This is a genomic window from Spirilliplanes yamanashiensis, from assembly GCF_016863475.1.
GTDB classification, from domain to species: Bacteria; Actinomycetota; Actinomycetes; order Mycobacteriales; family Micromonosporaceae; genus Spirilliplanes; species Spirilliplanes yamanashiensis.
Window position 1 is genome coordinate 45,275 of sequence record NZ_BOOY01000004.1, and the last position, 18,652, is coordinate 63,926.

Consider the following 18,652-nt stretch of genomic DNA (forward strand, 5'->3'; position numbering starts at 1 on the left):
CCGACTGGAGTGACCATGACCGCACCGACGCAGACGGGCCTGGGCGGCGCGCCCCGCGGTCCGGAGTTCTACTCGCCCGGCCTCGACGAGCGGCCGCCCGGCGGCGCCGTGCCCCCGGGCGGCGGGGCACACACGGCCCGCACCGGCGGCCGGGGACCGCTGATCGCGGCGGCCGGCCTGGTCGTCGCGCTGTCCGCCGGCGCGGGCGGCGCGGCCGGCTGGTGGGCCGGCGGGGACGGCGACACCGCCACCGCCGCGGCGCCCGCCGCCCCCGGCGCCGCCACCGGACCGGCCGCCCCCACCGGCGCGGTGCCCGGCGACCTCGTCGGCGCGGCCGCCCGGGCGCTGCCGGGCGTCGTGTCCGTCCAGGTGCGCGGCGCGGGCGGCGGCGGCACCGGCTCCGGCTTCGCCTACGACGCCCGGGGCCACGTCATCACCAACAACCACGTCGTCGACTCCGGCGGCGCCGTCAGCGTCGTCGGCTCCGACGGCCGCCGCCGCACCGCCGAGGTCGTCGGCCGCGACGCCCGCAGCGACATCGCCGTCCTGCGCGTCACCGGCGCCGGCTACCCGCCGCTCGCGCTCGCCGACCCCGCGAGCGTGCGGGTGGGCGAGCCGGTGCTGGCGGTCGGCTCGCCGCTGGGGCTGTCCGGCACCGTCACCGCCGGCATCGTCAGCGCCACCGACCGCCCCGTGCGCCTCGGCGGGACGGCCGGGCGCACCGCGGTGCAGACCGACGCGTCCATCAACCCCGGCAACTCCGGCGGCCCGCTCGTCAACGCCCGCGGCGAGGTGATCGGCGTCAACACCGCCATCGCCACGCTGGAGGGCGGCGGCAGCATCGGCATCGGGTTCGCGGTGCCGATCGAGGAGGCGTCGCAGGTGGCGGCGCGCATCATCGCGGAAGGCTAGCGTCGGCGTATGCGACTGCTCGTGGTGGAGGACGAGGAGGACCTGGCCGGCGCGTTGCGCGTCGGCCTGGTCCGCGCCGGGTACGCGGTCGACGTCGCGCCCGGCGCCGCCGAGGCGGAGGAACTGCTGACCGTCAACGCGTACGACCTCATGCTGCTCGACGTCAACCTGCCCGACGGCGACGGGTTCACGCTGTGCCGGGCCCTGCGCGACGGCGCCATCGACGCGCCCGGCGACGTGCGGGTGCTGATGCTGACCGCCCGCGGCGGCCTCACCGACCGGGTCCGCGGGCTCGACGAGGGCGCCGACGACTACCTCGTGAAGCCGTTCGCGCTGGAGGAGCTGCTCGCCCGGATCCGGGCGCTGCTGCGCCGCGACACCGGCGGCGGCTCCGCCGTCCTCACCGTCGGCGACCTGTCGCTCGACGCCGCCCGGCACGAGGCGTCGCTGGCCGGCCGCCCGCTGCCGCTGACCCGCAAGGAGTTCGGGGTGCTCGAGTACCTGATGACCCGGCCCGGGCACGTGGTGCCCGCCGAGGAGCTGCTCGAGCACGTGTGGGACGCCAACGCCGACCCGTTCACCCAGACCGTCCGGGTCACCGTGGGCACGCTGCGGCGCAAGCTCGGCGGCGCCCGGATCGAGACGGTCGTGGGACGCGGCTACCGGCTGAGGAGCGCGTCGTGAGCGTCGTGCGCAGCATCCGGTTCCGGCTCACCGTCCTGTACTCGACGCTGCTGTTCGCGCTGGCCGCCACCGGGCTGGCCGTCACGTACGTCGCCGTCGAGCGGGCCACCGACCCTAAGCCGCTGACCGAGAGCTACCAGGCGTATCTGGTGAAGCAGAAGGCCGACGGCCGGGTCGTGCCGGTCGGGGAGGCGATGGAGGTGGCGGCGGTGTCCGCCATCGAGGACGAGGTGAACCTGCGGCTGCTCGGCACCGTGCGGACGTACTCGTTCGTCGCGCTCGGCGTGCTGTTCCTCGCCAGCCTCGGCATCGGCTGGATCCTGGCCGGGCGGGCGCTGCGGCCGGTGGGCCGGATCGCCCGCACCGCCCGCGAGATCCAGGCCACCGACCTGTCCCGGCGCATCCGCCTGGACGGCCCGCAGGACGAGCTGCGCGACCTCGCCGACACCATCGACTCGATGCTGGACCGGCTCGACGACGCGTTCCGGGCGCAGCGCCAGCTCATCGACGACGCGTCGCACGAGCTGCGCAGCCCGCTGGCCATCATCCGCACCAACCTGGACGCCTCGCTGACCGTCGCGTCCGCCCCGGCCGACGAGCGGGAGCGGGCCGTCGCCGTGGTCGACCGGGCCACCACCCGCATGTCGCGGCTCGTCGAGGACCTGCTCGCCACGGCCCGCCGGGACGCGGGCGCGCTCGCCGACACCGACGTCGACCTCGCCGCCGCCGCGCTGGAGGCCGGCGAGGAGTTCGCCGCCGTCGCCGCCGAGCGCGGCCTCGCCATCCGGTACGCGGTCACCGACGACCTGCACCTCATCGGCGACCCGGACGCCCTGCGCCGCGCCGCCGTGAACCTGCTGTCCAACGCCGTCCGCCTCGCCCCGGCGGGCAGCACCGTCACGATCGGCGCCGGCCGCGACGGCGGCTGGCTGTGGCTGGCCGTCGCCGACGAGGGCCCCGGCATCGCCCCGGGCGACCTGCCGCGCGTCTTCGACCGGTTCTGGCGCACCGCCGACGCCGCGGGCGCCTCGCGCGACCGCCGCACCGGGCTGGGCCTGGCCATCGTCCGGCAGATCGTGGAGTCGCACGGCGGGCACGCGGTCGCGTTCTCCGCCCTCGGCGCGGGCAGCACGTTCGTGCTGTGGCTGCCGTCCGCCGAGCGCACCGACGACGCCCCGCCCCCCACGACGGCGCCGCTGTAGGCGATATTGGGGGCGTGAACGGCGACCTGCGCGTGACGGACCGGCTGGAGATCCCGGCCGGCGAGCTGGCGTGGCGGTTCTCCCGGGCGAGCGGCCCCGGCGGGCAGGGCGTCAACACCACGGACTCGCGGGTCGAGCTGTCCTGGGACCTGGGCGCCTCGGAGGTGCTGCCGCCGCCGCTGCGCGAGCGCGCGCTGGAGCGCCTCGGCGGCCGGCTGGTCGGCGGGGTGCTGACCGTGGTGGCGGCGGAGCACCGGTCGCAGCTGCGCAACCGGGAGGCCGCCGCCGCCCGGCTCGCCGCGCTCGTCGCGCAGGCCGTCGCCGCGCCGCCGAAGAAGCGGCGCCCCACCCGCCCCTCGAAGGGCTCGGTGGAGCGCCGCATCGCCGCGAAGAAGCGCCGCGGCGCCATCAAGAAGAACCGGCGCGGCGAGGACTAGCGGCGCACGGTCGCGCTGGTCGCGCCCGTCACCCCCGCCGTGCCGCCCACGATGAGGCGGTACGACCCCGCGCGCAGGCCGGTCATCTTCCGGGCCGGCACCGCGGCGTACTCGGCCACGGTGGTCCACCGGCCGCGCTCCAGCCGTTCCAGGCGGGCGGCCTGCCCGGCCGCGCCGGCGATGGTCGCGGTCAGGGCGCGCGGGCCGGTGCGGCGCAGGTTCGCCCCGGCCCGCACGGTGTAGGTGACGATCCGCGACGCCGCCGCCCGGTTGGTGGCGGTGGCGGCCACCCGCACCTGCACCCGGAACGTCCGGGTGGCGGCGCGGGTGTGCGCGACGGTGCCGCGGGCGGTGGTGGTCGCGGCAGTGCAGGCGAACGGGTCGCTGCCCTCGGCCACGCAGACCGACACGGGGGCGCCGGCCCACAGCGTGCGCCCGGCGCCGACGGTGAACACGGTGCCGACGGTGCTGCCGTAGGGCACGGTCCGCGAGGCGGCCAGGGTGCCGACGAACGGCGAGGCCAGGACGGGCGCGCTCGTGGTGGGCGCGACGGTCGGCGCGGCGGTGGTCGGAGCGGTGGTCGGAGCGGTGGTCGGGGGAGTGGTCGTCGGAGCCGTGGTCGGGGCGGCGGTGGTCAGGGTGGGGGACGGGGTCGCGAGGACCGCGTCCAGGGCCTCGACCGGCCGGATGCGCCCGTGCCCGTAGTCGTCGTCCCGGCCGGCCGCGCCCAGGTCGAGCGCCGTGCTCTCCATCGCCTGCTGCACCTGGTCCGGGGTGAGCCCCGGCCGGGCGGCCTTGAGCAGCGCGGCCAGCGCGGCGACGTGCGGCGCGGCCATCGACGTGCCGCTCTTCCAGCCGTAGGAGCCCTTGGCGACCGGCACCGTGCTGAGGATCGAGCCGCCCGGCGCGGCGATGTCGACGTAGGAGCCGGCGTTCGAGAAGGACGAGTACGCGTCCCCCGAGTCGGTGGAGGCGACGCCGACGACGCCGGGGTCGGCCGCCGGGTAGTTCGTCGGGCTGCCGCTCGACCGCGAGTTGCCGGCCGACGCCACGACCGTGACGCCCTTGCCGCGGGCGTACGCGATCGCCTGCGTCACCGCGCTCGTCTGCCCCGAGCTGCCCAGCGACATGTTGACGACGTGGGCGCCGCGGTCGGCGGCGAACACGATGCCGGCGGCGACGTCGGACATCCAGCCGGAGCCGGTGGCGCCGAGGACGCGGACGGGCAGGATCTGCGCGCCGGGCGCGAGGGCGGAGACGCCGAGGCCGTTGTCGGTGACGGCGGCGATGGTCCCGGCGACGTGGGTGCCGTGCCCGTGCGGGTCGATGCGGCCGTCGCCGCCGTCGTCGACGAGGTCGGTGCCGGCGAGCAGGTTGCCCGCCAGGTCCGGATGCGTGCCGTCCACCCCGGAGTCGAGAACGGCGACGGTCACGCCGGCGCCCGTGGCGCGGGTCCACGCGTCGGTGACGGCCAGCTTCGCGAAGTCCCACTGCGACGCCCGGTACGGGTCGGCGTCGCCGACCGCGGTGACCGGCGCGTCCAGCTCGACACCGACGGCGCCCGGCGCTGCCTGCCCGGCGCGGATCAGCGCCGCCGCGGTGCGCGGGTCGGTCGCCGTCCGGGCCGTCACGACGGGCCGCCCGGACGCGTCGCGCACGGTCGTGACGACGCGCACCGGCCGCCGCCCATCGATGCGCTCCGGCAGCAGCGCGGCGGGTTCGGCGTCCAGGTTGACCGTGGGGGTGGGCGCGGCCGCCGGCGGAACCGTCGCGGCCCGAACGGCCGTCGCCGGGCCCGCAGTGGGGCCGGCAGTGGGGCCCGCCGCCGGGGCGCCGCCCGTCGTGGTGCCGACCGCCGTCACGCCGGCCGCGGAGGCCACCGCGAGCGCGCCGAACGCCCAGCGCCGGAGGTTGCGTGCTGCTGCTGCCATGTCGCCCTGCCCATCGCGTCCGCGCCGGGGGAGGGCTGCTGGACGCCGTCGGTGATCGAACCTTCACCGAGGGTCACGTGGCTGGGGTGCGGCCGGGTACCCGCCCGGTTGCGGGCCGGTTGCCGTGCGGCCGGCTCAGCGCACGGCGAGCGTCGTCACCGCGTCCAGCAGCCGCTGCCGGAGCGGGGCGGCCCGCTCGGCGAACGCGCGCTGGTGCGCCGCGTACTCGGCGCGGCCCTCCGGCGTCTCCACCCGCACGGGCGGATGGCCCAGCGCCGCAAGGTCGTACGGCGACGCCCGCATGTCCAGCGTGCGGATCTCGCGGGCCAGCTCGAAGCAGTCCGCCACCAGCTCCGAGCCGACGACGGGCGCGAGCTTGTACGCCCACTTGTAGAGGTCCATGTTGGCGTGCAGGCAGCCGGGCTGCTCGTTGTCGTGCTGGGTCTCGCGGGTGGGGGCGAGCAGGTTGAGCGGCCGGGCGGGCGCGGTGAAGAACCGGTAGGCGTCGAAGTGGCTGCACCGTACCCGGGTGGTCTCGACGACCTCGGCGGTCGCGGCGGGCGACAGGCGCAGCGGCCAGGCGTTGTGCCGCACCTCGGCCGGGGTCTGCCGGTAGACCATGGCCCACTCGTGCATGCCGAAGCAGCCGAAGTGGGCGCTGCGCGCGGCGGTGCGGGCGAGCAGCTCGCGGATCCAGGGGGCGTTGGCCCGGGCGAGCGCCGCGGCGGTGTCGAGGGTGGCGCCGCCGCCGGCGGCCACGTAGTCGCGGCCGAGCTCGGCCGGGTCGGCGCCGCGCAGCAGCACGCCGGCGCCGGGGTGCCAGCGGCGCAGCTGGGCGGGCCGGTGCGAGTAGTAGGTGAAGAGGAAGTCCTCGACGGGGTGCTTCTCCCCGGTGCGCCGCCGGGCCAGGTGCGGCGTGAGCCAGTCGTCGACCCGGCGCTCGTGCGCGGCGCGGCGCGCGCGCCACTGCGGCTCGTCGAGGGGTACGGGGCTCACGGCACCATGCTAGTGAGAGGCTCGGATAGGTTGTCCGGGTGCGCTTCGTTCGATTCGTCCACCCCGGCGGGGTCTCCTTCGGTGTCGTCGCGGGCGACCCGGTCGTCGGCGGCCTGACCGTCGCCGAGATCACCGGCCTGCCCTTCGACAACATCCAGCTCACCGGCCAGCGCTGGGCGCTCGCCGACGTGCGGCTGCTGGCCCCCATCTTCTCCAGCAAGGTCGTCTGCGTCGGCCGCAACTACGCCGACCACGCGGCCGAGCACGGCGCGGAGATCCCCGCCGAGCCGCTCATCTTCATGAAGCCGTCCACGTCGGTCATCGGCCCTCGCGACGCGATCCGGCTGCCTCCGCAGTCGCAGCACGTCGAGCACGAGGCCGAGCTCGCCGTGGTCATCGGCGCGGGCGGCGCCCGCCGCCTCGACCGCGCCGGCGCCGCTAAGGCCATCTTCGGCTACACCTGCGGCAACGACGTCACGGCCCGCGACCTGCAGAAGAGCGACGGCCAGTGGACGCGGGCCAAGGGCTTCGACTCGTTCTGCCCGCTCGGCCCGTGGATCGAGACCGACCTCGACGTCTCCGACCTCGAGGTGCGGTGCGAGGTGGGCCAGGACCCGCAGAACCTCGAGGTACGCCAGCTCGGCCGCACCAGCCAGATGGTGTTCGACGTGCCCACACTCGTGTCGTACGTGTCGCACGTGATGACGCTGCTGCCCGGCGACGTCATCCTCACCGGCACCCCGGCCGGCGTCAGCCCGATCGTCAGCGGCGACACCGTGTCGGTGCAGATCGAGGGCATCGGCGAGCTGACCAACACCGTCGTCACGCTGGACTGACCCCGGCGTCGCGCTCGACGCCGGCGTCGCGCTCGATGCCGGTGCCGGCGTCGCGCTCGGTGCCGGCGTCGCGCTCGATGCCGTCCAGGAGCAGGCGCAGGCCGTAGGCGTGCGCCTGCTCCTGCTGCTCGTCCGGGCCGCGGTCGAAGCCGCCCGCGTTCCACAGCGCCGTCATCGCCGGGTGCCGCTCGACGTCGAACCAGTCCTCCCACAGCAGCCCGCGCTGTGTCCACCACCGGTCGGTCGACAGCCCGGTGGTGCGCCGCAGCTCCGCGTTCTCCGCCTCCAGCCGCGCCGCCGCCCGCACGAACGCCGACACCGCCGTGGCCGCCGTGTCCACCCGGTGCAGCGGCAGCCCCAGCCCGGCCACCGTGGACAGCACGTACTCGCGCTCGGCCAGCATCCCCGGCCCGATCGGCGGGCGCACCGTCGTCACCCGGCACAGCCACGGGTGCCGCCGGTACAGGGCGCGGGTGCGCTCGGCGTACAGCTCCACCCGCGCCCGCCAGCCGGCCGGCCGCTCGTCGCCGGGGCCGGGCAACCGCAGCTCGCCGAGCACCTCGTCGACCATGAGGTCGATCAGCTCCGCCCGCGACGGCACGTACGTGTACAGCGTCATGGTCCCGACGCCGAGCGCCTTCGCCACCCGCGCCATCGACGTCGCGGCCAGCCCCTCCGCGCCCGCGAGCCCGACGGCGGCCGCCACCACCGCGTCGACGCTGAGCCGGGGCCGCCGCCCGGCCCCGCTGCGCTCCGGCGCGGACCGTCGCCACAGCAGGGGCAGGATGCGGTCCGGGTCGGTCCGCCCGCTGTACTCGGTCACTCCGCGCCTCCCATTTCCGTATACCCTACGAGAATGACCGTCCTCGTCACCGGCGCCACCGGCAGTGTCGGCCGCCTCGTCGTCGACGCCCTGCTCGCCGCCGGCGCCACGGACGTCCGCGCCCTCACCACCGACCCCGCCCGGGCCGCCCTCCCGCCCACCGTCGAGATCGCCCACGGCTCCGTGGCCCGGCCGTCCACCCTGCCCGCCGCCCTCGACGGCGTCGACCGCATGTACCTCGCCCCGTACCCCCGCACCGTCCACCGGGTCGCCCGCCTCGCCCGCGACGCCGGCGTGCGGCACATCGTGGACCTGGCCGGCCCCAAGGACGGCCACTGGGGCGAGGTCGAGATCGGCGTCGAGGCCGCCGGCACCGGCTGGACCCACCTCGAAGCCGGTGAGTTCATGGCCAACGCCGACCTGTGGGCCCCGCAGATCCGCGCCGGCGACACCGTCCGCGACGGCTACGGCGCCGCCGCCAACGCCCCCATCGCCATGGAGGACATCGCCGCCGCGGCCGCCACCGTCCTGCTCGACCCCACCGGCCACGACCACCGCGCGTACGACCTCACCGGCCCCGCCGCGATCACCCGCGAGGAGAAGGTCCACCAGATCGGCGCCGCCCTCGGCCGCACCCTGACCTTCGTCGACCTGCCCCACGACGAGTTCGTGGCCCAACTCACCCCGGTCATGGGCGACTACGCCGCCTGGTACGCCGACGGCATCCGCCTCCTCGCCGCCCACCCCCAGGCGCCGACCCCCGACCTCGCCACCCTCCTCGACCGCCCCGCCACCACCTTCGCCGCGTGGGCCGCCGCCAACACCGCCCTCTTCCAGGCATGACGGACCTGGCCGAAACGCAAGCGGTAACCCGATTTGGCGGGCACCATGGGCTCAGGTAGAGTTCTGCACCGGCACAGGAAAGCCGTGCCGATGGGGTATGGGGTAATTGGCAGCCCGACTGATTCTGGTTCAGTTAGTCTAGGTTCGAGTCCTGGTACCCCAGCGCAAGCCTGACCCGCAAGGGCGGCGGTGCTGGACTTCTGATAGAGTTCCGCAGCGTCCGACCGGAAACGGGACGGGCAGGCAGGTAAAGCAGTGGAACACAGAAGTCCTGGCCCCGTCGTCTAGCGGCCTAGGACGCCGCCCTCTCAAGGCGGTAGCGAGGGTTCGAATCCCTTCGGGGCTACAGCGGCAGCAGCCCGCCACACCGGATCGGTGCGGCGGGCTTCTTCGTGTCTGCGGCCGCCCGGTCCTTTCGCGGCGGCGGACCACGGTGGGGTCAGCGGCGGGCTCGCGGTTCGGGAGTTCGTCGTGGGCACCTCCACCGCCGGTCCCGCCTTGGCCTTCATTCGTGAGCAACCACCACCCCCTCCGCGGGGTGGCCGTCACGGTGGCCACCTCGGGGATCCCGCTCTGTCCGTGGCTCAGCCTTCGTCGTGGGCGGGTTCGCCACCCATCGGTCCGAGGATCGGCCCTCGGCTCGGGGCGGGTTCGGTCTTGTCGGGCACGGTGCCCGTCGACCGTCGGTCGTGGTGCGATCGCCGGCCGGGAGGCCGGCTTCGCCGAGCCCCAGGCCGGCTTCGCCGAGCCCCAGGCCGGCTTCGCCGAGCCCCAGGCCGGCTTCGCGAGCCCCAGGCCGGCATCTGAGCGGAGGTGGCCGACTCGGGGAGCGTGAGGAGGTGGCCGGCGCGGAGGCCGCCAAGGGCACCCCTCCCCGCGCCGCCGCCGGCGCCGCCGGTCAGAGCCAGGCCGCGATGTGGTCCGCCACCGTCTCCGGCGCCATGAGTACGTGCAGGTGGCCCGCGTCCGGGATCGTCACCACCGGCCACCCCAGCTCGCCCGCCGTGGCCCGCTCGTCCGCGTAGGCGTCGCCGAAGGCGAGGTACGCGCCGCGTACCCCCGACGCCCAGCCGGCGGGCACGTCGACCGTGCCCTCGACGTAGGACAGCGGGACGCGCGGTTCCGCCGCCCGGAGGGTCGCGAGTGCCGCCGGGGACGGGAACAGCGGGGCGATGTCCGCGGCGTCCCACCACGTCGTCCACGGCGGCAGGAGGCCGTCGGGGGTGGCGAGGCCGCGCAGGTGGGCGAGGAAGGTGGGCGGGGCGACCGGGGCGGGCCCGGCGCCGGGTGGGAGAAGGGCGTCGACGAAGATCGCCGCCGCCACCCGGTGGGTGGTGCAGAGGCCGGGGACGTACAGGCCGGCGTTGCTGTGCGGCACCAGGGTGAGGGGCTCGGTGGCGGGCAGGGCGGCGGTGAGGCCGGCCGCCAGGGTCGCCGGGGCGGCCGGGGTGGGCAGGGTCGGGACGGTCACCCGGTGGCCGCGGGCGCGCAGGGCGGCGGCCACCGGTTCCCACGCCGCGGGCGGCAGGAACGGGCTCGGCAGCAGGGCGACGAGCACGACCGGGCCGGTTACAGCCCGCTGAGGCGCTGGCCCGCCCGGACCACGGCCATGGCGTGGCGGTCGCCGGGGCGCCGGCCGATGCGTTCTATCGGGCCGGAGATGCTGATGCTGGCGATGACGCGGCCGGTGCGGTCGCGGATGGGGGCCGAGACGCTCGCCACACCGGGTTCGCGTTCGGCGACGCTCTGGGCCCAGCCGCGGCGGCGGACCTCGGCCAGGGTGCGGCCGGTGAACTTGCAGCGGGGCAGCAGGGGCATGACGGCCTCGGGCGGTTCCCAGGCGAGCAGGATCTGGGCGGCGGAGCCGGCGGTCATCGGCAGGACGGAGCCGACGGGGACGGTGTCGCGCAGGCCGCTGGCGCGTTCGGCGGCGGCGACGCAGATCCGCTCGTCGGCGCGGCGGAGGTAGAGTTGGGCGCTCTCGCCGGTGGCGTCGCGCAGCGCGGCGAGCAGTGGCTCGGCGGCGGTTAACAGCACGTCGGGGGCCGCGTTCGCCAGTTCGCCGAGCCGCGGGCCCGGGCGCCAGCGGCCCTGGGTGTCGCGGACCAGCATCCGGTGGATCTCCAACGCCTGGGCCAGCCGGTGCGCGGTCGCCCGCGGCAGCTTGGTCCGGTCGACGAGTTCGGCCAGGCTGGCGCCGTCGACACAGGCGGCCAGGATGACCACCGCCTTGTCGAGAACGCCGACACCGCTCATACTGTGTCCCACAAGCCGAAACTTACCTCCCAGAATTTAGGATGTCCAGATGGTGGGAGTCACTCCGAAGCCGAGGACCTTGGCCGAGAAGGTCTGGGACGACCACGTCGTGCGGTCCGCCGAGGGGGAGCCCGATCTGCTCTTCATCGACCTGCACCTGCTGCACGAGGTGACCAGCCCGCAGGCCTTCGACGGGCTGCGCCTCGCCGGCCGCCAGGTGCGCCGCACCGACCTGACCCTCGCGACCGAGGACCACAACACGCCGACCGGCTACAGCGACCCGGCGTTCAACACCAAGCGCGGCGAGCTGTTCACGATCGCCGACACGACGTCGCGCACCCAGATCGAGACGCTGCGCAAGAACTGCGCCGAGTTCGGTGTGCGGATCCACCCGCTCGGCCACGAGCAGCAGGGCATCGTGCACGTCATCGGCCCGCAGCTCGGCCTGACCCAGCCCGGCATGACGATCGTCTGCGGCGACTCGCACACCGCCACGCACGGCGCGTTCGGCGCGCTCGCGTTCGGCATCGGCACCAGCGAGGTCGAGCACGTGCTCGCCACCCAGACGCTGCCGCAGGGCAAGCCGAAGACGATGGCCGTCACGGTCACCGGCGAGCTGCGCCCCGGCGTCACCGCCAAGGACCTCATCCTCGCGCTCATCACCCAGGTCGGCACCGGCGGCGGCAACGGCCACATCGTCGAGTACCGCGGCGAGGCCATCCGCAAGCTCTCCATGGAGGGCCGGATGACCATCTGCAACATGAGCATCGAGTGGGGCGCCAAGGCCGGCATGATCGCGCCGGACGAGACCACCTTCGCGTACCTGAAGGACAAGCCGCACGCGCCGCAGGGCGCGGACTGGGACGCCGCCGTCGCCTACTGGCGCGGCCTGGCCACCGACGACGGCGCCGAGTACGACACCGAGGTGATCCTGGACGCGTCGGCGATCAGCCCGTTCATCACCTGGGGCACCAACCCGGGCCAGGGCGCCGCCCTCGACGGCGTCGTGCCGGACCCGGAGGAGTTCGTCGAGGAGACCGAGCGCGGCGCCGCCCGCCGCGCCCTGGAGTACATGGGCCTGGAGGCCGGCACGCCGTTCAAGGACGTGCCCGTCGACGTCGTCTTCGTGGGCTCCTGCACCAACGGCCGCCTGGAGGACCTGCGCGCGGCCGCCGACGTGCTGCGCGGCCACCGGGTGCACGAGAACGTGCGCATGATGATCGTGCCGGGCTCGTACAAGGTGCGCGAGGCCGCCGAGGCCGAGGGGCTCGACAAGGTCTTCACCGACGCGGGCGCCGAGTGGCGGTTCGCCGGCTGCAGCATGTGCCTGGGCATGAACCCGGACACGCTCAGCCCGGGCCAGCGCGCCGCCTCGACCTCCAACCGCAACTTCGAGGGCCGGCAGGGCCGCGGTGGGCGCACCCACCTGGTCTCGCCCCAGGTCGCCGCCGCCACCGCCGTGGTCGGCAAGCTGGCCGCCCCCGCCGACCTGACGAACGCCTGAGGGACGCCATGGACAAGTTCACCACCCACACGGGCACGGTCATGCCGCTGCGCCGCTCCGATGTGGACACCGACCAGATCATCCCGGCCGTCTACCTCAAGCGGGTGACGCGCACCGGTTTCGAGGACGGGCTGTTCTCGGCCTGGCGCGACGACCCGGAGTTCGTGGCGAACCGGCCGGAGCACGCCGGCGCCACGGTCCTGGTGGCCGGGCCCAACTTCGGCACCGGCTCGTCGCGCCAGCACGCCGTCTGGGCGCTGCGCGACTTCGGCTTCAAGGTCGTCATCTCGCCCCGCTTCGGCGACATCTTCCGCGGCAACGCCCTCAAGGAGGGCCTGCTGCCGGTCGAGCTCGAACTGAAGGCCGTGGAGGCCCTCTGGGAGCTCGCCGAGACCGAGCCGGCGAAGCCGATCACGGTCGACCTGGTGGCCCGGCAGGTGCGCGTGGACGACGCCGAATGGTCGTTCTCCCTCGACGACTTCAGCCGCTGGCGGCTGCTCGAGGGCCTGGACGACATCGGACTGACGCTGCGCAACGCGGACGCCATCACGGCCTACGAGAGCACCCGGCCGGCCTTCAAGCCGGTGGTCGCCTAGCAATTTCTGCTTGCCTGAACAGGGTTTTCGCCCCCCTCGGAGTGACCGAGGGGGGCGTTTTCCTTACGACACAACGCTTTTTGTTCTACAAATGTTTGTGTCCGCTGGTCAGAGGGCATACGGTGCGCGCAGAATGGCTCGCATTGAGTCAGTTCTCATCGGGAGGGGAAGTCGTGAACAAGGCCGAGCTCATCGAGGCGCTCGCCGCCCGACTCGGGGACCGGAAGACGGCGACGGCGGCGCTCGACGCGGTCATCACCGAGGTGCAGACCGCTGTCACCAAGGGCGACAAGGTCACCATCGTCGGCTTCGGTTCGTTCGAGAAGCGGGTTCGCGCGGCGAGGACCGCCCGCAATCCCCGCACCGGCGAGTCGGTGAAGGTGAAGAAGACGTCGGTGCCCGCGTTCAAGCCGGGCGTCGGCTTCAAGGACATGGTCGCCAGCGGCAAGGCCCCCAAGGCCGCGCCCGCCAAGAAGACCACCGCCGCCGCGTCCACGCGCACCGCCGCCAAGGCCACCACGGCCAAGGCGACGACCGCGAAGGCGGCTCCGGCGCGCAAGACGACGTCGGCCGCGAGCAACGGTTCCGCCGGTGGCGCCGCCACCAAGTCGGCGCCGGCCCGCAAGACCGCCACCAAGACGGCCGCCACCAAGGCGACCGCGACGAAGGCGACCGCCACCAAGGCAACCGCCACCAAGGCGACCGCCACCAAGGCGGCGTCCAGCAGGACGGCGACGAAGGCCACGGCCGCCAAGAGCACGCCGGCCAAGTCGACCGCCACCAAGTCGGCCGCGGCCAAGAAGACCGCGCCGGCCAGGACGACCGCGGCGAAGTCCACCGCGGCCAAGAGCACGCCGGCCAAGTCGGCCGCCACCAAGACGGCCGCGGCGAAGAAGACCACGGCCACGAAGGCCACCGCGGCGAAGAAGACCACCGCGGCCAAGGCCACCAAGGCCGCGGCGGCGCCGCGCGCCACCACCACCGCGCGGGTGCGCAAGACCCGCTGATCGCCGCACCACCCCACGAGGCGTCCACCGTACGGTGGACGCCTCGCGTGTGTTCCGGCCGCGTACGCCCGGCGGCACCTACCGTCCGGTCATGCCCGAGAGCGTCCCGCGCGGACTGACGGCCCGCTGCATCGCCGCCGCCGGCGTGTTCATCGCCGCGGTGCTGCCCGGGTGGCTGCTCGCCGAGCAGGTCGAGTCGTGGACGGCGCAGCCGGTGCTGGGCTGGCTGTGCAGCAGCGGGTGGACGGCCGCGGCGGTGGCCGTGCTGGCGCCGCGGGTGTCGTACCGGCGCCGCGACGCCGTGCTGGGGGCGGTGCCGGTGCTCGGCTGGTACCTGGTGTGCGTGCTGGCGTGGCGGGCGGCCCTGCTGCCGCTGCGCGACTGGGAGCCGCGTCCCGACGAGCTGTGGCGGGCGCGCTGGCTGCCGGGCGAGGAGCACCTGGGGCTGTGGCGGGCGGACAGCCGGCGCACCCCGCCGCGCCGCGCGGCTCCGCGCCGCACCGAGCGCCGCACCGAGCGCCGGCCGCTGCAGCGCCGCTAGAGCTCGGCGGCGAGCCGGTCCAGGCCGGTGAGCCGGTCGCCGTCGAACGACAGCAGCCAGCCCGTGCCCTTCGGCGTGGTGAACGAGTCCCGGTCGGCGGACCCGGCCAGGTCCGCCAGGGCGCCCGGGATCACCTTGCCCTGGCTGCACACGACCACCTGCCCGCCCGCGGCGGCCAGCTCGGCGAGGCGCCGGGCGGCCACGGCGGCCCGCTCGGCGCGCCGCTGCCCGGGCGCCGGCTCGGCGAACGCGGAGTCCGCCTCGATGGGCAGGTCGACGGCCGCGGCGAGCGGCATCAGCGTCTGCACGCACCGGCGCGGCGTCGCCGCCAGCAGCCGGCCCGGCCGGAGCAGCGCCAGCAGCGGCGCCAGCGCGTCCGCCTGCGCCGACCCGGTGGCGTCCAGCGGGCGGGCGTCGTCCGGCCCCGCCCAGGTGTCCCGCTTGCCGGCCCGGGCGTGCCGCACGAGCGCGATCGACACCGTCGCCGGGGTGGCCGCGAAGGCGTCCAGGACGCGCCGGTCGTGGTCGTAGCTGAGCCGGTCGACGGCCGCGCCGACGCTCAGCCACACCACCTCGTCGGCCTCGTCGTCGCGCGGGCCGGGCGGCTCGTCGCACGCCCGCATCGCCCAGTAGTCGACGAGCTTGTCGGCGCCGTCGGGCAGCCGGTACGCCGTGGACGGCAGCCGCAGCCGCGGCACCCCGGCGTGCCCCGTCTCCTCGCGCACCTCGCGCACGGCGGCGGCCAGCGGGTGCTCCCCGGCGTCCAGCTTGCCCTTCGGCAGCGACCAGTCGTCGTAGCGCGGCCGGTGCACCAGGCAGACGTGCACGCCGTCGTCACCCGGCCGCCACAGCACGCCGCCCGCGGCCCGTACCGGCTTCAGTGCGCCGACCTGATGATGCGGCGCAGCAGCGCCTCCTGCAGGTGCACCAGCGGCGTCGAGGGCGTCGACGCGCGGCGGGTCCAGGTGCCGTCGCCGGCCAGGTCCCAGGCCTCGGTGCCGTCGCTCATCGCGGTGTCCAGCACGTACCGCAGCTCGTCCACGGCCGTCGGGTGGGTGACCCGCACCAGCGCCTCGACGCGGCGGTCGAGGTTGCGGTGCATCAGGTCGGCGGAGCCGATCCACAGCTCGGCGTCGTCGCCCGCCCCGAACCGGAACACCCGCGAGTGCTCCAGGAACCGGCCGACGACCGAGCGCACCCGGATGTTGTCCGACAGCCCGGGCACGCCGGGCCGCAGCGCGCACATGCCCCGGATGACCAGGTCGATCCGCACCCCGGCCTGCGACGCCCGGTACAGCGCGTCGGTGGTCTCCTCGTCGACGAGCGAGTTCACCTTGAACTGCACCAGCGCCGGCTGCCCGGCCCGGGCCAGCTCGGCCTGCTGCTCGATGCGCTCGATGAGACCCGCCCGCACCCCGTGCGGGGCGACCAGCAGGCGGCGGAACTCGCGCTGGCGGCTGTAGCCGGTGAGCACGTTGAACAGGTCGGTCACGTCGGCGCCGACCTCCGGGTCGGCGGTGAGCATGCCGAAGTCCTCGTACAGGCGGGCGGTCTTGGGGTGGTAGTTGCCCGTGCCGATGTGGCAGTAGCGGCGGATCTGGTTGCCCTCCTGCCGCACCACCAGCGAGGTCTTGCAGTGCGTCTTGAGGCCGACCAGGCCGTAGACGACGTGGCAGCCGGCGCGCTCCAGGGTGCGCGCCCAGCCGATGTTGGCCTGCTCGTCGAAGCGCGCCTTCACCTCGACCAGCACGACGACCTGCTTGCCGGCGGCGGCCGCGTCGACGAGCGCGTCGACGATGGGGGAGTCGCCGGACGTGCGGTACAGCGTCTGCTTGATGGCGAGCACCTGCGGGTCGGCCGCGGCCTGCTCGATGAAGCGCTGCACGCTGGTGGAGAACGCGTGGTACGGGTGGTGGACGAGGATGTCCTGCTCGCGCAGCCGGTTGAAGACGCTGCGCGGCACCTCGCCGTCAGCCAGCTGCGGGTGGGTGGCCGGCACGAACGGCCGGTCCTTCAGGTCGGGCCGGTCGCAGTCGTTGAACACCTGCCACAGCGCCGACAGGTCGAGCAGGCCGGGCACCCGCAGCACGTCGTGGTCGTCCATGTCGAGCTCGCGCACGAGCAGGTCGAGCACGTGGTCGCTGACCGACGCGGCCACCTCCAGGCGCACGGGCGGGCCGAACCGGCGCTGCGCCAGCTCCCGCTCCAGGGCCTGCAGCAGGTCCTCGTCGCGGTCCTCGTCGACCTCCAGCTCGGCGTTGCGGGTGACCCGGAACAGGTGCCACTCCAGCACCTGCATGCCGGAGAACAGCTGGTCGAGGTGGTTGGCGATGAGGTCCTCGACGGGCAGGAAGCGCACCCCGCGCGAGTCGTTCTGCACGGTAACGAACCGCGGCACGTTGTTCGGCACCTTGATGCGGGCGAACAGCTCGGGCCCGCCGTCGGGGTCGCGCAGCGCCACGGCCAGGTTCAGCGACCGGCTGGAGATGTACGGGAACGGGTGCGCCGGGTCCACCGCGAGCGGCGTCAGCACCGGGAACACCTTCTCGCGGAAGTAGGTGCGCAGCCGCTCGCGCTCGGGGGCGTCCAGGTCGGCCCAGCGCACCAGCTGGATGTCCTCGGTGGCGAGCTTCGGCAGCACCTCGTCGGCGAAGCAGGCCGAGTGCCGGCTGATCAGGTCGGCGGTGCGCTCGGTGATGCGTTCGAGCTGGGCCCGCAGCGGCACCTGGTCGCCGCCGCGCATCGGCAGGCCGGCCTGCAGGCGGCGCTTCAGCCCCGCGACCCGGACCATGTAGAACTCGTCCAGGTTGCTGGCGAAGATCGCGAGGAACTTGGCCCGCTCCAGCAGCGGCGTGCTCGGGTCCTCGGCGAGGCAGAGCACGCGGGCGTTGAAGTCGAGCCAGGACAGCTCGCGGTTGAGGAAGCGCTCCTCGGGCAGGGCGTCGGCGCTGTCGTGCAGGTCGGTCATCGGTCCGTCCGTCCGTGTCGCGGCGGGTGCGGGCTGATCCGTTCCGCGCAGGAATCTCCCGTCCGGGCCGCGGCGCGGCGGCGTCCGGGCAGGGGGCGGAGCGGGAGGAACGTTCACCTTCCCATCATTCCCCAGTGCGGGTTAACAGAGAATGAACAGCAGGAAGATCAACTCAGTCGATCCCGGGCAGCGAGACCCGGATCACCCCGCGCTCCGCGTCGGTCTCGACGGTCAGCCGCTGGCCCTGGCGCAGGTGCCGCAGCCCGGAGGCCGCGAACGCCGCCTCGGGGAACGCCAGCTCGGAGCCGTCGTCGAGGACCAGCGTGCCGGTCCGGGTGTCCGGGTCGAAGGTCGCGACGGTGCCCTGCATGCCCGCACGCTACCGCGCCGCGCAGGCCGCCGCGTCGGAGGACGGGAGATCGCCGAGCAGCGCCCGGGTGTGCGCGGCCGGGCCGTGGCGCAGCGCGGCCCGCAGGTCCGCCGCGGTGTCCGCGTCGTGGCGCAGGCCGGGCCAGTCGCCGGTCAGGGCCCGCGCGCCACCGGCGGCGTGCGCGGCGGCCGAGCCCACCCCGAAGGCCGGATCGAGGGGTACGCCGGCGGGCGCCGCCAACAGCACGGTCCCGGTCCCGGCGGCATCGGCGACGAACGCCCGCCCCCCGGCGGCCTCGGCGGCGCGCAGCGCGGCGGCCAGCTCCTCGGCCCGCAGCCCCGGCAGGTCCCCGGTGAGTGCGGCCCGCGGCCGCCCGAGCGCCCCACCCGGCGCCCGCCCGGCGGCGAGGCCGTGGGCGGCCCGCGCCCCGGCGGCGAGGTCGTGGCCTGCGGCCTGCGGCCCGGCGGCCGGGGGGTCGGTGGCCAGGCGGATCGCGGCGTTGAGGCCCGCGCCCGGGTCCGGCAGGACCGCGGCGCCGGCCGCGCGGGCCACCGCCGCCACCGCCGCGTCGCCCGCGACGACCAGCACGTCGGCGCACGCGGTGGCCGCGGCGAGGGTGTCGCGCAGCATCGCCAGCGCCAGGTCGCCGTGGGCGGCGGCGGGCACGGCGCCGCGCAGCCGCGACTTGGCCGCCCCGAGGCCCTTCGCGGGCACCACCACCAGCCAGCCCGCGTCGCCCACCCGGC

The 18,652-nt window shown here is 75.2% G+C and carries 19 protein-coding genes and 2 tRNA genes; 12 read left to right on the forward strand and 9 right to left on the reverse strand.

What is annotated here, in order from left to right; all coding sequences use genetic code 11:
* Positions 1–15 precede the first annotated feature (15 nt).
* From Sya03_RS03750 to arfB, 4 genes are read left to right on the forward strand one after another with little or no spacing between them, the layout of a single operon-like run.
* Complete coding sequence (locus Sya03_RS03750) at positions 16–912, forward strand: S1C family serine protease (protein WP_203936727.1); 897 nt, start codon at positions 16–18, stop codon at positions 910–912.
* Positions 913–921: 9 nt separating this feature from the next.
* A complete protein-coding gene (locus Sya03_RS03755; RefSeq protein WP_203936728.1) occupies positions 922–1,596 on the forward strand; it encodes a response regulator in 675 nt (224 codons plus the stop codon).
* Positions 1,593–2,798 carry a sensor histidine kinase gene (locus Sya03_RS03760; protein ID WP_203936729.1) on the forward strand — a complete coding sequence of 402 codons (1,206 nt, stop codon included), beginning with the start codon at positions 1,593–1,595 and terminating at the stop codon, positions 2,796–2,798. The genes Sya03_RS03755 and Sya03_RS03760 overlap by 4 nt, the downstream gene beginning before the upstream one ends.
* 14 nt (positions 2,799–2,812) lie before the next feature.
* On the forward strand, positions 2,813–3,235 hold the full coding sequence (gene arfB, locus Sya03_RS03765) for an alternative ribosome rescue aminoacyl-tRNA hydrolase ArfB (RefSeq protein ID WP_203936730.1): 423 nt from the start codon (positions 2,813–2,815) through the stop codon (positions 3,233–3,235).
* On the opposite strand, the gene Sya03_RS03770 is transcribed toward arfB, so the two are convergent.
* Positions 3,232–5,166 (reverse strand): S8 family serine peptidase, encoded by a 1,935-nt coding sequence (locus Sya03_RS03770; protein ID WP_203936731.1) that lies wholly within the window; start codon positions 5,164–5,166, stop codon positions 3,232–3,234. The two genes, arfB and Sya03_RS03770, sit on opposite strands and share 4 nt — an antisense overlap.
* 135 nt (positions 5,167–5,301) lie before the next feature.
* A complete protein-coding gene (locus tag Sya03_RS03775; RefSeq protein WP_203936732.1) occupies positions 5,302–6,162 on the reverse strand; it encodes a 3-methyladenine DNA glycosylase in 861 nt (286 codons plus the stop codon).
* Positions 6,163–6,200: 38 nt separating this feature from the next.
* Here Sya03_RS03775 and Sya03_RS03780 point away from each other — a divergent pair, with 38 nt between their 5' ends.
* Entirely contained in the window at positions 6,201–6,998 is a 798-nt protein-coding gene (locus Sya03_RS03780) for a fumarylacetoacetate hydrolase family protein (RefSeq protein ID WP_203936733.1), read from the forward strand.
* Here Sya03_RS03780 and Sya03_RS03785 read toward each other — a convergent pair.
* Positions 6,985–7,821, reverse strand: coding sequence for a TetR/AcrR family transcriptional regulator C-terminal domain-containing protein (locus Sya03_RS03785; RefSeq protein ID WP_203936734.1), 837 nt, complete (start codon positions 7,819–7,821; stop codon positions 6,985–6,987). The two genes, Sya03_RS03780 and Sya03_RS03785, sit on opposite strands and share 14 nt — an antisense overlap.
* Positions 7,822–7,854: 33 nt before the next feature.
* Here Sya03_RS03785 and Sya03_RS03790 point away from each other — a divergent pair, with 33 nt between their 5' ends.
* From Sya03_RS03790 to Sya03_RS03800, 3 genes are all read left to right on the forward strand, one after another.
* Positions 7,855–8,664 (forward strand): NAD(P)H-binding protein, encoded by an 810-nt coding sequence (locus Sya03_RS03790; protein ID WP_203936735.1) that lies wholly within the window; start codon positions 7,855–7,857, stop codon positions 8,662–8,664.
* A gap of 91 nt (positions 8,665–8,755) precedes the next feature.
* A tRNA-Gln gene (locus tag Sya03_RS03795) sits at positions 8,756–8,827 on the forward strand.
* Positions 8,828–8,937: 110 nt separating this feature from the next.
* Positions 8,938–9,010 (forward strand) — tRNA-Glu (locus Sya03_RS03800).
* 552 nt (positions 9,011–9,562) lie between these two features.
* Here the strand turns inward: Sya03_RS03800 and Sya03_RS03805 are convergent.
* Together Sya03_RS03805 and Sya03_RS03810 are read right to left on the reverse strand one after the other, a co-directional pair.
* A complete protein-coding gene (locus Sya03_RS03805) occupies positions 9,563–10,222 on the reverse strand; it encodes a hypothetical protein (RefSeq protein ID WP_203936736.1) in 660 nt (219 codons plus the stop codon).
* A gap of 11 nt (positions 10,223–10,233) precedes the next feature.
* Positions 10,234–10,920, reverse strand: coding sequence for an IclR family transcriptional regulator (locus Sya03_RS03810; protein WP_203936737.1), 687 nt, complete (start codon positions 10,918–10,920; stop codon positions 10,234–10,236).
* A 49-nt stretch (positions 10,921–10,969) separates the two neighbouring features.
* Here Sya03_RS03810 and leuC point away from each other — a divergent pair, with 49 nt between their 5' ends.
* The 4 genes from leuC to Sya03_RS03830 all read left to right on the forward strand — a co-directional run bounded on the left by leuC (position 10,970) and on the right by Sya03_RS03830 (position 14,568).
* Positions 10,970–12,424, forward strand: a complete 1,455-nt coding sequence (gene leuC / locus Sya03_RS03815) for a 3-isopropylmalate dehydratase large subunit (protein ID WP_203936738.1) — start codon at positions 10,970–10,972, stop codon at positions 12,422–12,424.
* 8 nt (positions 12,425–12,432) lie between these two features.
* Positions 12,433–13,020, forward strand: coding sequence for a 3-isopropylmalate dehydratase small subunit (gene leuD / locus Sya03_RS03820; RefSeq protein ID WP_203936739.1), 588 nt, complete (start codon positions 12,433–12,435; stop codon positions 13,018–13,020).
* A 173-nt stretch (positions 13,021–13,193) separates the two neighbouring features.
* Complete coding sequence (locus tag Sya03_RS03825) at positions 13,194–14,027, forward strand: HU family DNA-binding protein (protein ID WP_203936740.1); 834 nt, start codon at positions 13,194–13,196, stop codon at positions 14,025–14,027.
* Between the two features lie 91 nt (positions 14,028–14,118).
* Positions 14,119–14,568 carry a hypothetical protein gene (locus Sya03_RS03830; RefSeq protein ID WP_203936741.1) on the forward strand — a complete coding sequence of 150 codons (450 nt, stop codon included), beginning with the start codon at positions 14,119–14,121 and terminating at the stop codon, positions 14,566–14,568.
* On the opposite strand, the gene Sya03_RS03835 is transcribed toward Sya03_RS03830, so the two are convergent.
* The 4 genes from Sya03_RS03835 to Sya03_RS03850 form a co-directional block, all read right to left on the reverse strand.
* A complete protein-coding gene (locus Sya03_RS03835) occupies positions 14,565–15,449 on the reverse strand; it encodes an NUDIX hydrolase (protein ID WP_203936819.1) in 885 nt (294 codons plus the stop codon). The two genes, Sya03_RS03830 and Sya03_RS03835, sit on opposite strands and share 4 nt — an antisense overlap.
* Positions 15,446–17,536, reverse strand: coding sequence for an RNA degradosome polyphosphate kinase (locus Sya03_RS03840; protein ID WP_239107094.1), 2,091 nt, complete (start codon positions 17,534–17,536; stop codon positions 15,446–15,448). Before Sya03_RS03840 ends, Sya03_RS03835 begins: the two co-directional genes overlap by 4 nt.
* Before the next feature lie 172 nt (positions 17,537–17,708).
* On the reverse strand, positions 17,709–17,906 hold the full coding sequence (locus Sya03_RS03845; protein ID WP_203936742.1) for a cold-shock protein: 198 nt from the start codon (positions 17,904–17,906) through the stop codon (positions 17,709–17,711).
* Between the two features lie 9 nt (positions 17,907–17,915).
* Positions 17,916–18,647 carry a glycosyltransferase family protein gene (locus tag Sya03_RS03850; RefSeq protein WP_203936743.1) on the reverse strand — a complete coding sequence of 244 codons (732 nt, stop codon included), beginning with the start codon at positions 18,645–18,647 and terminating at the stop codon, positions 17,916–17,918.
* Positions 18,648–18,652: the final 5 nt, after the last annotated feature.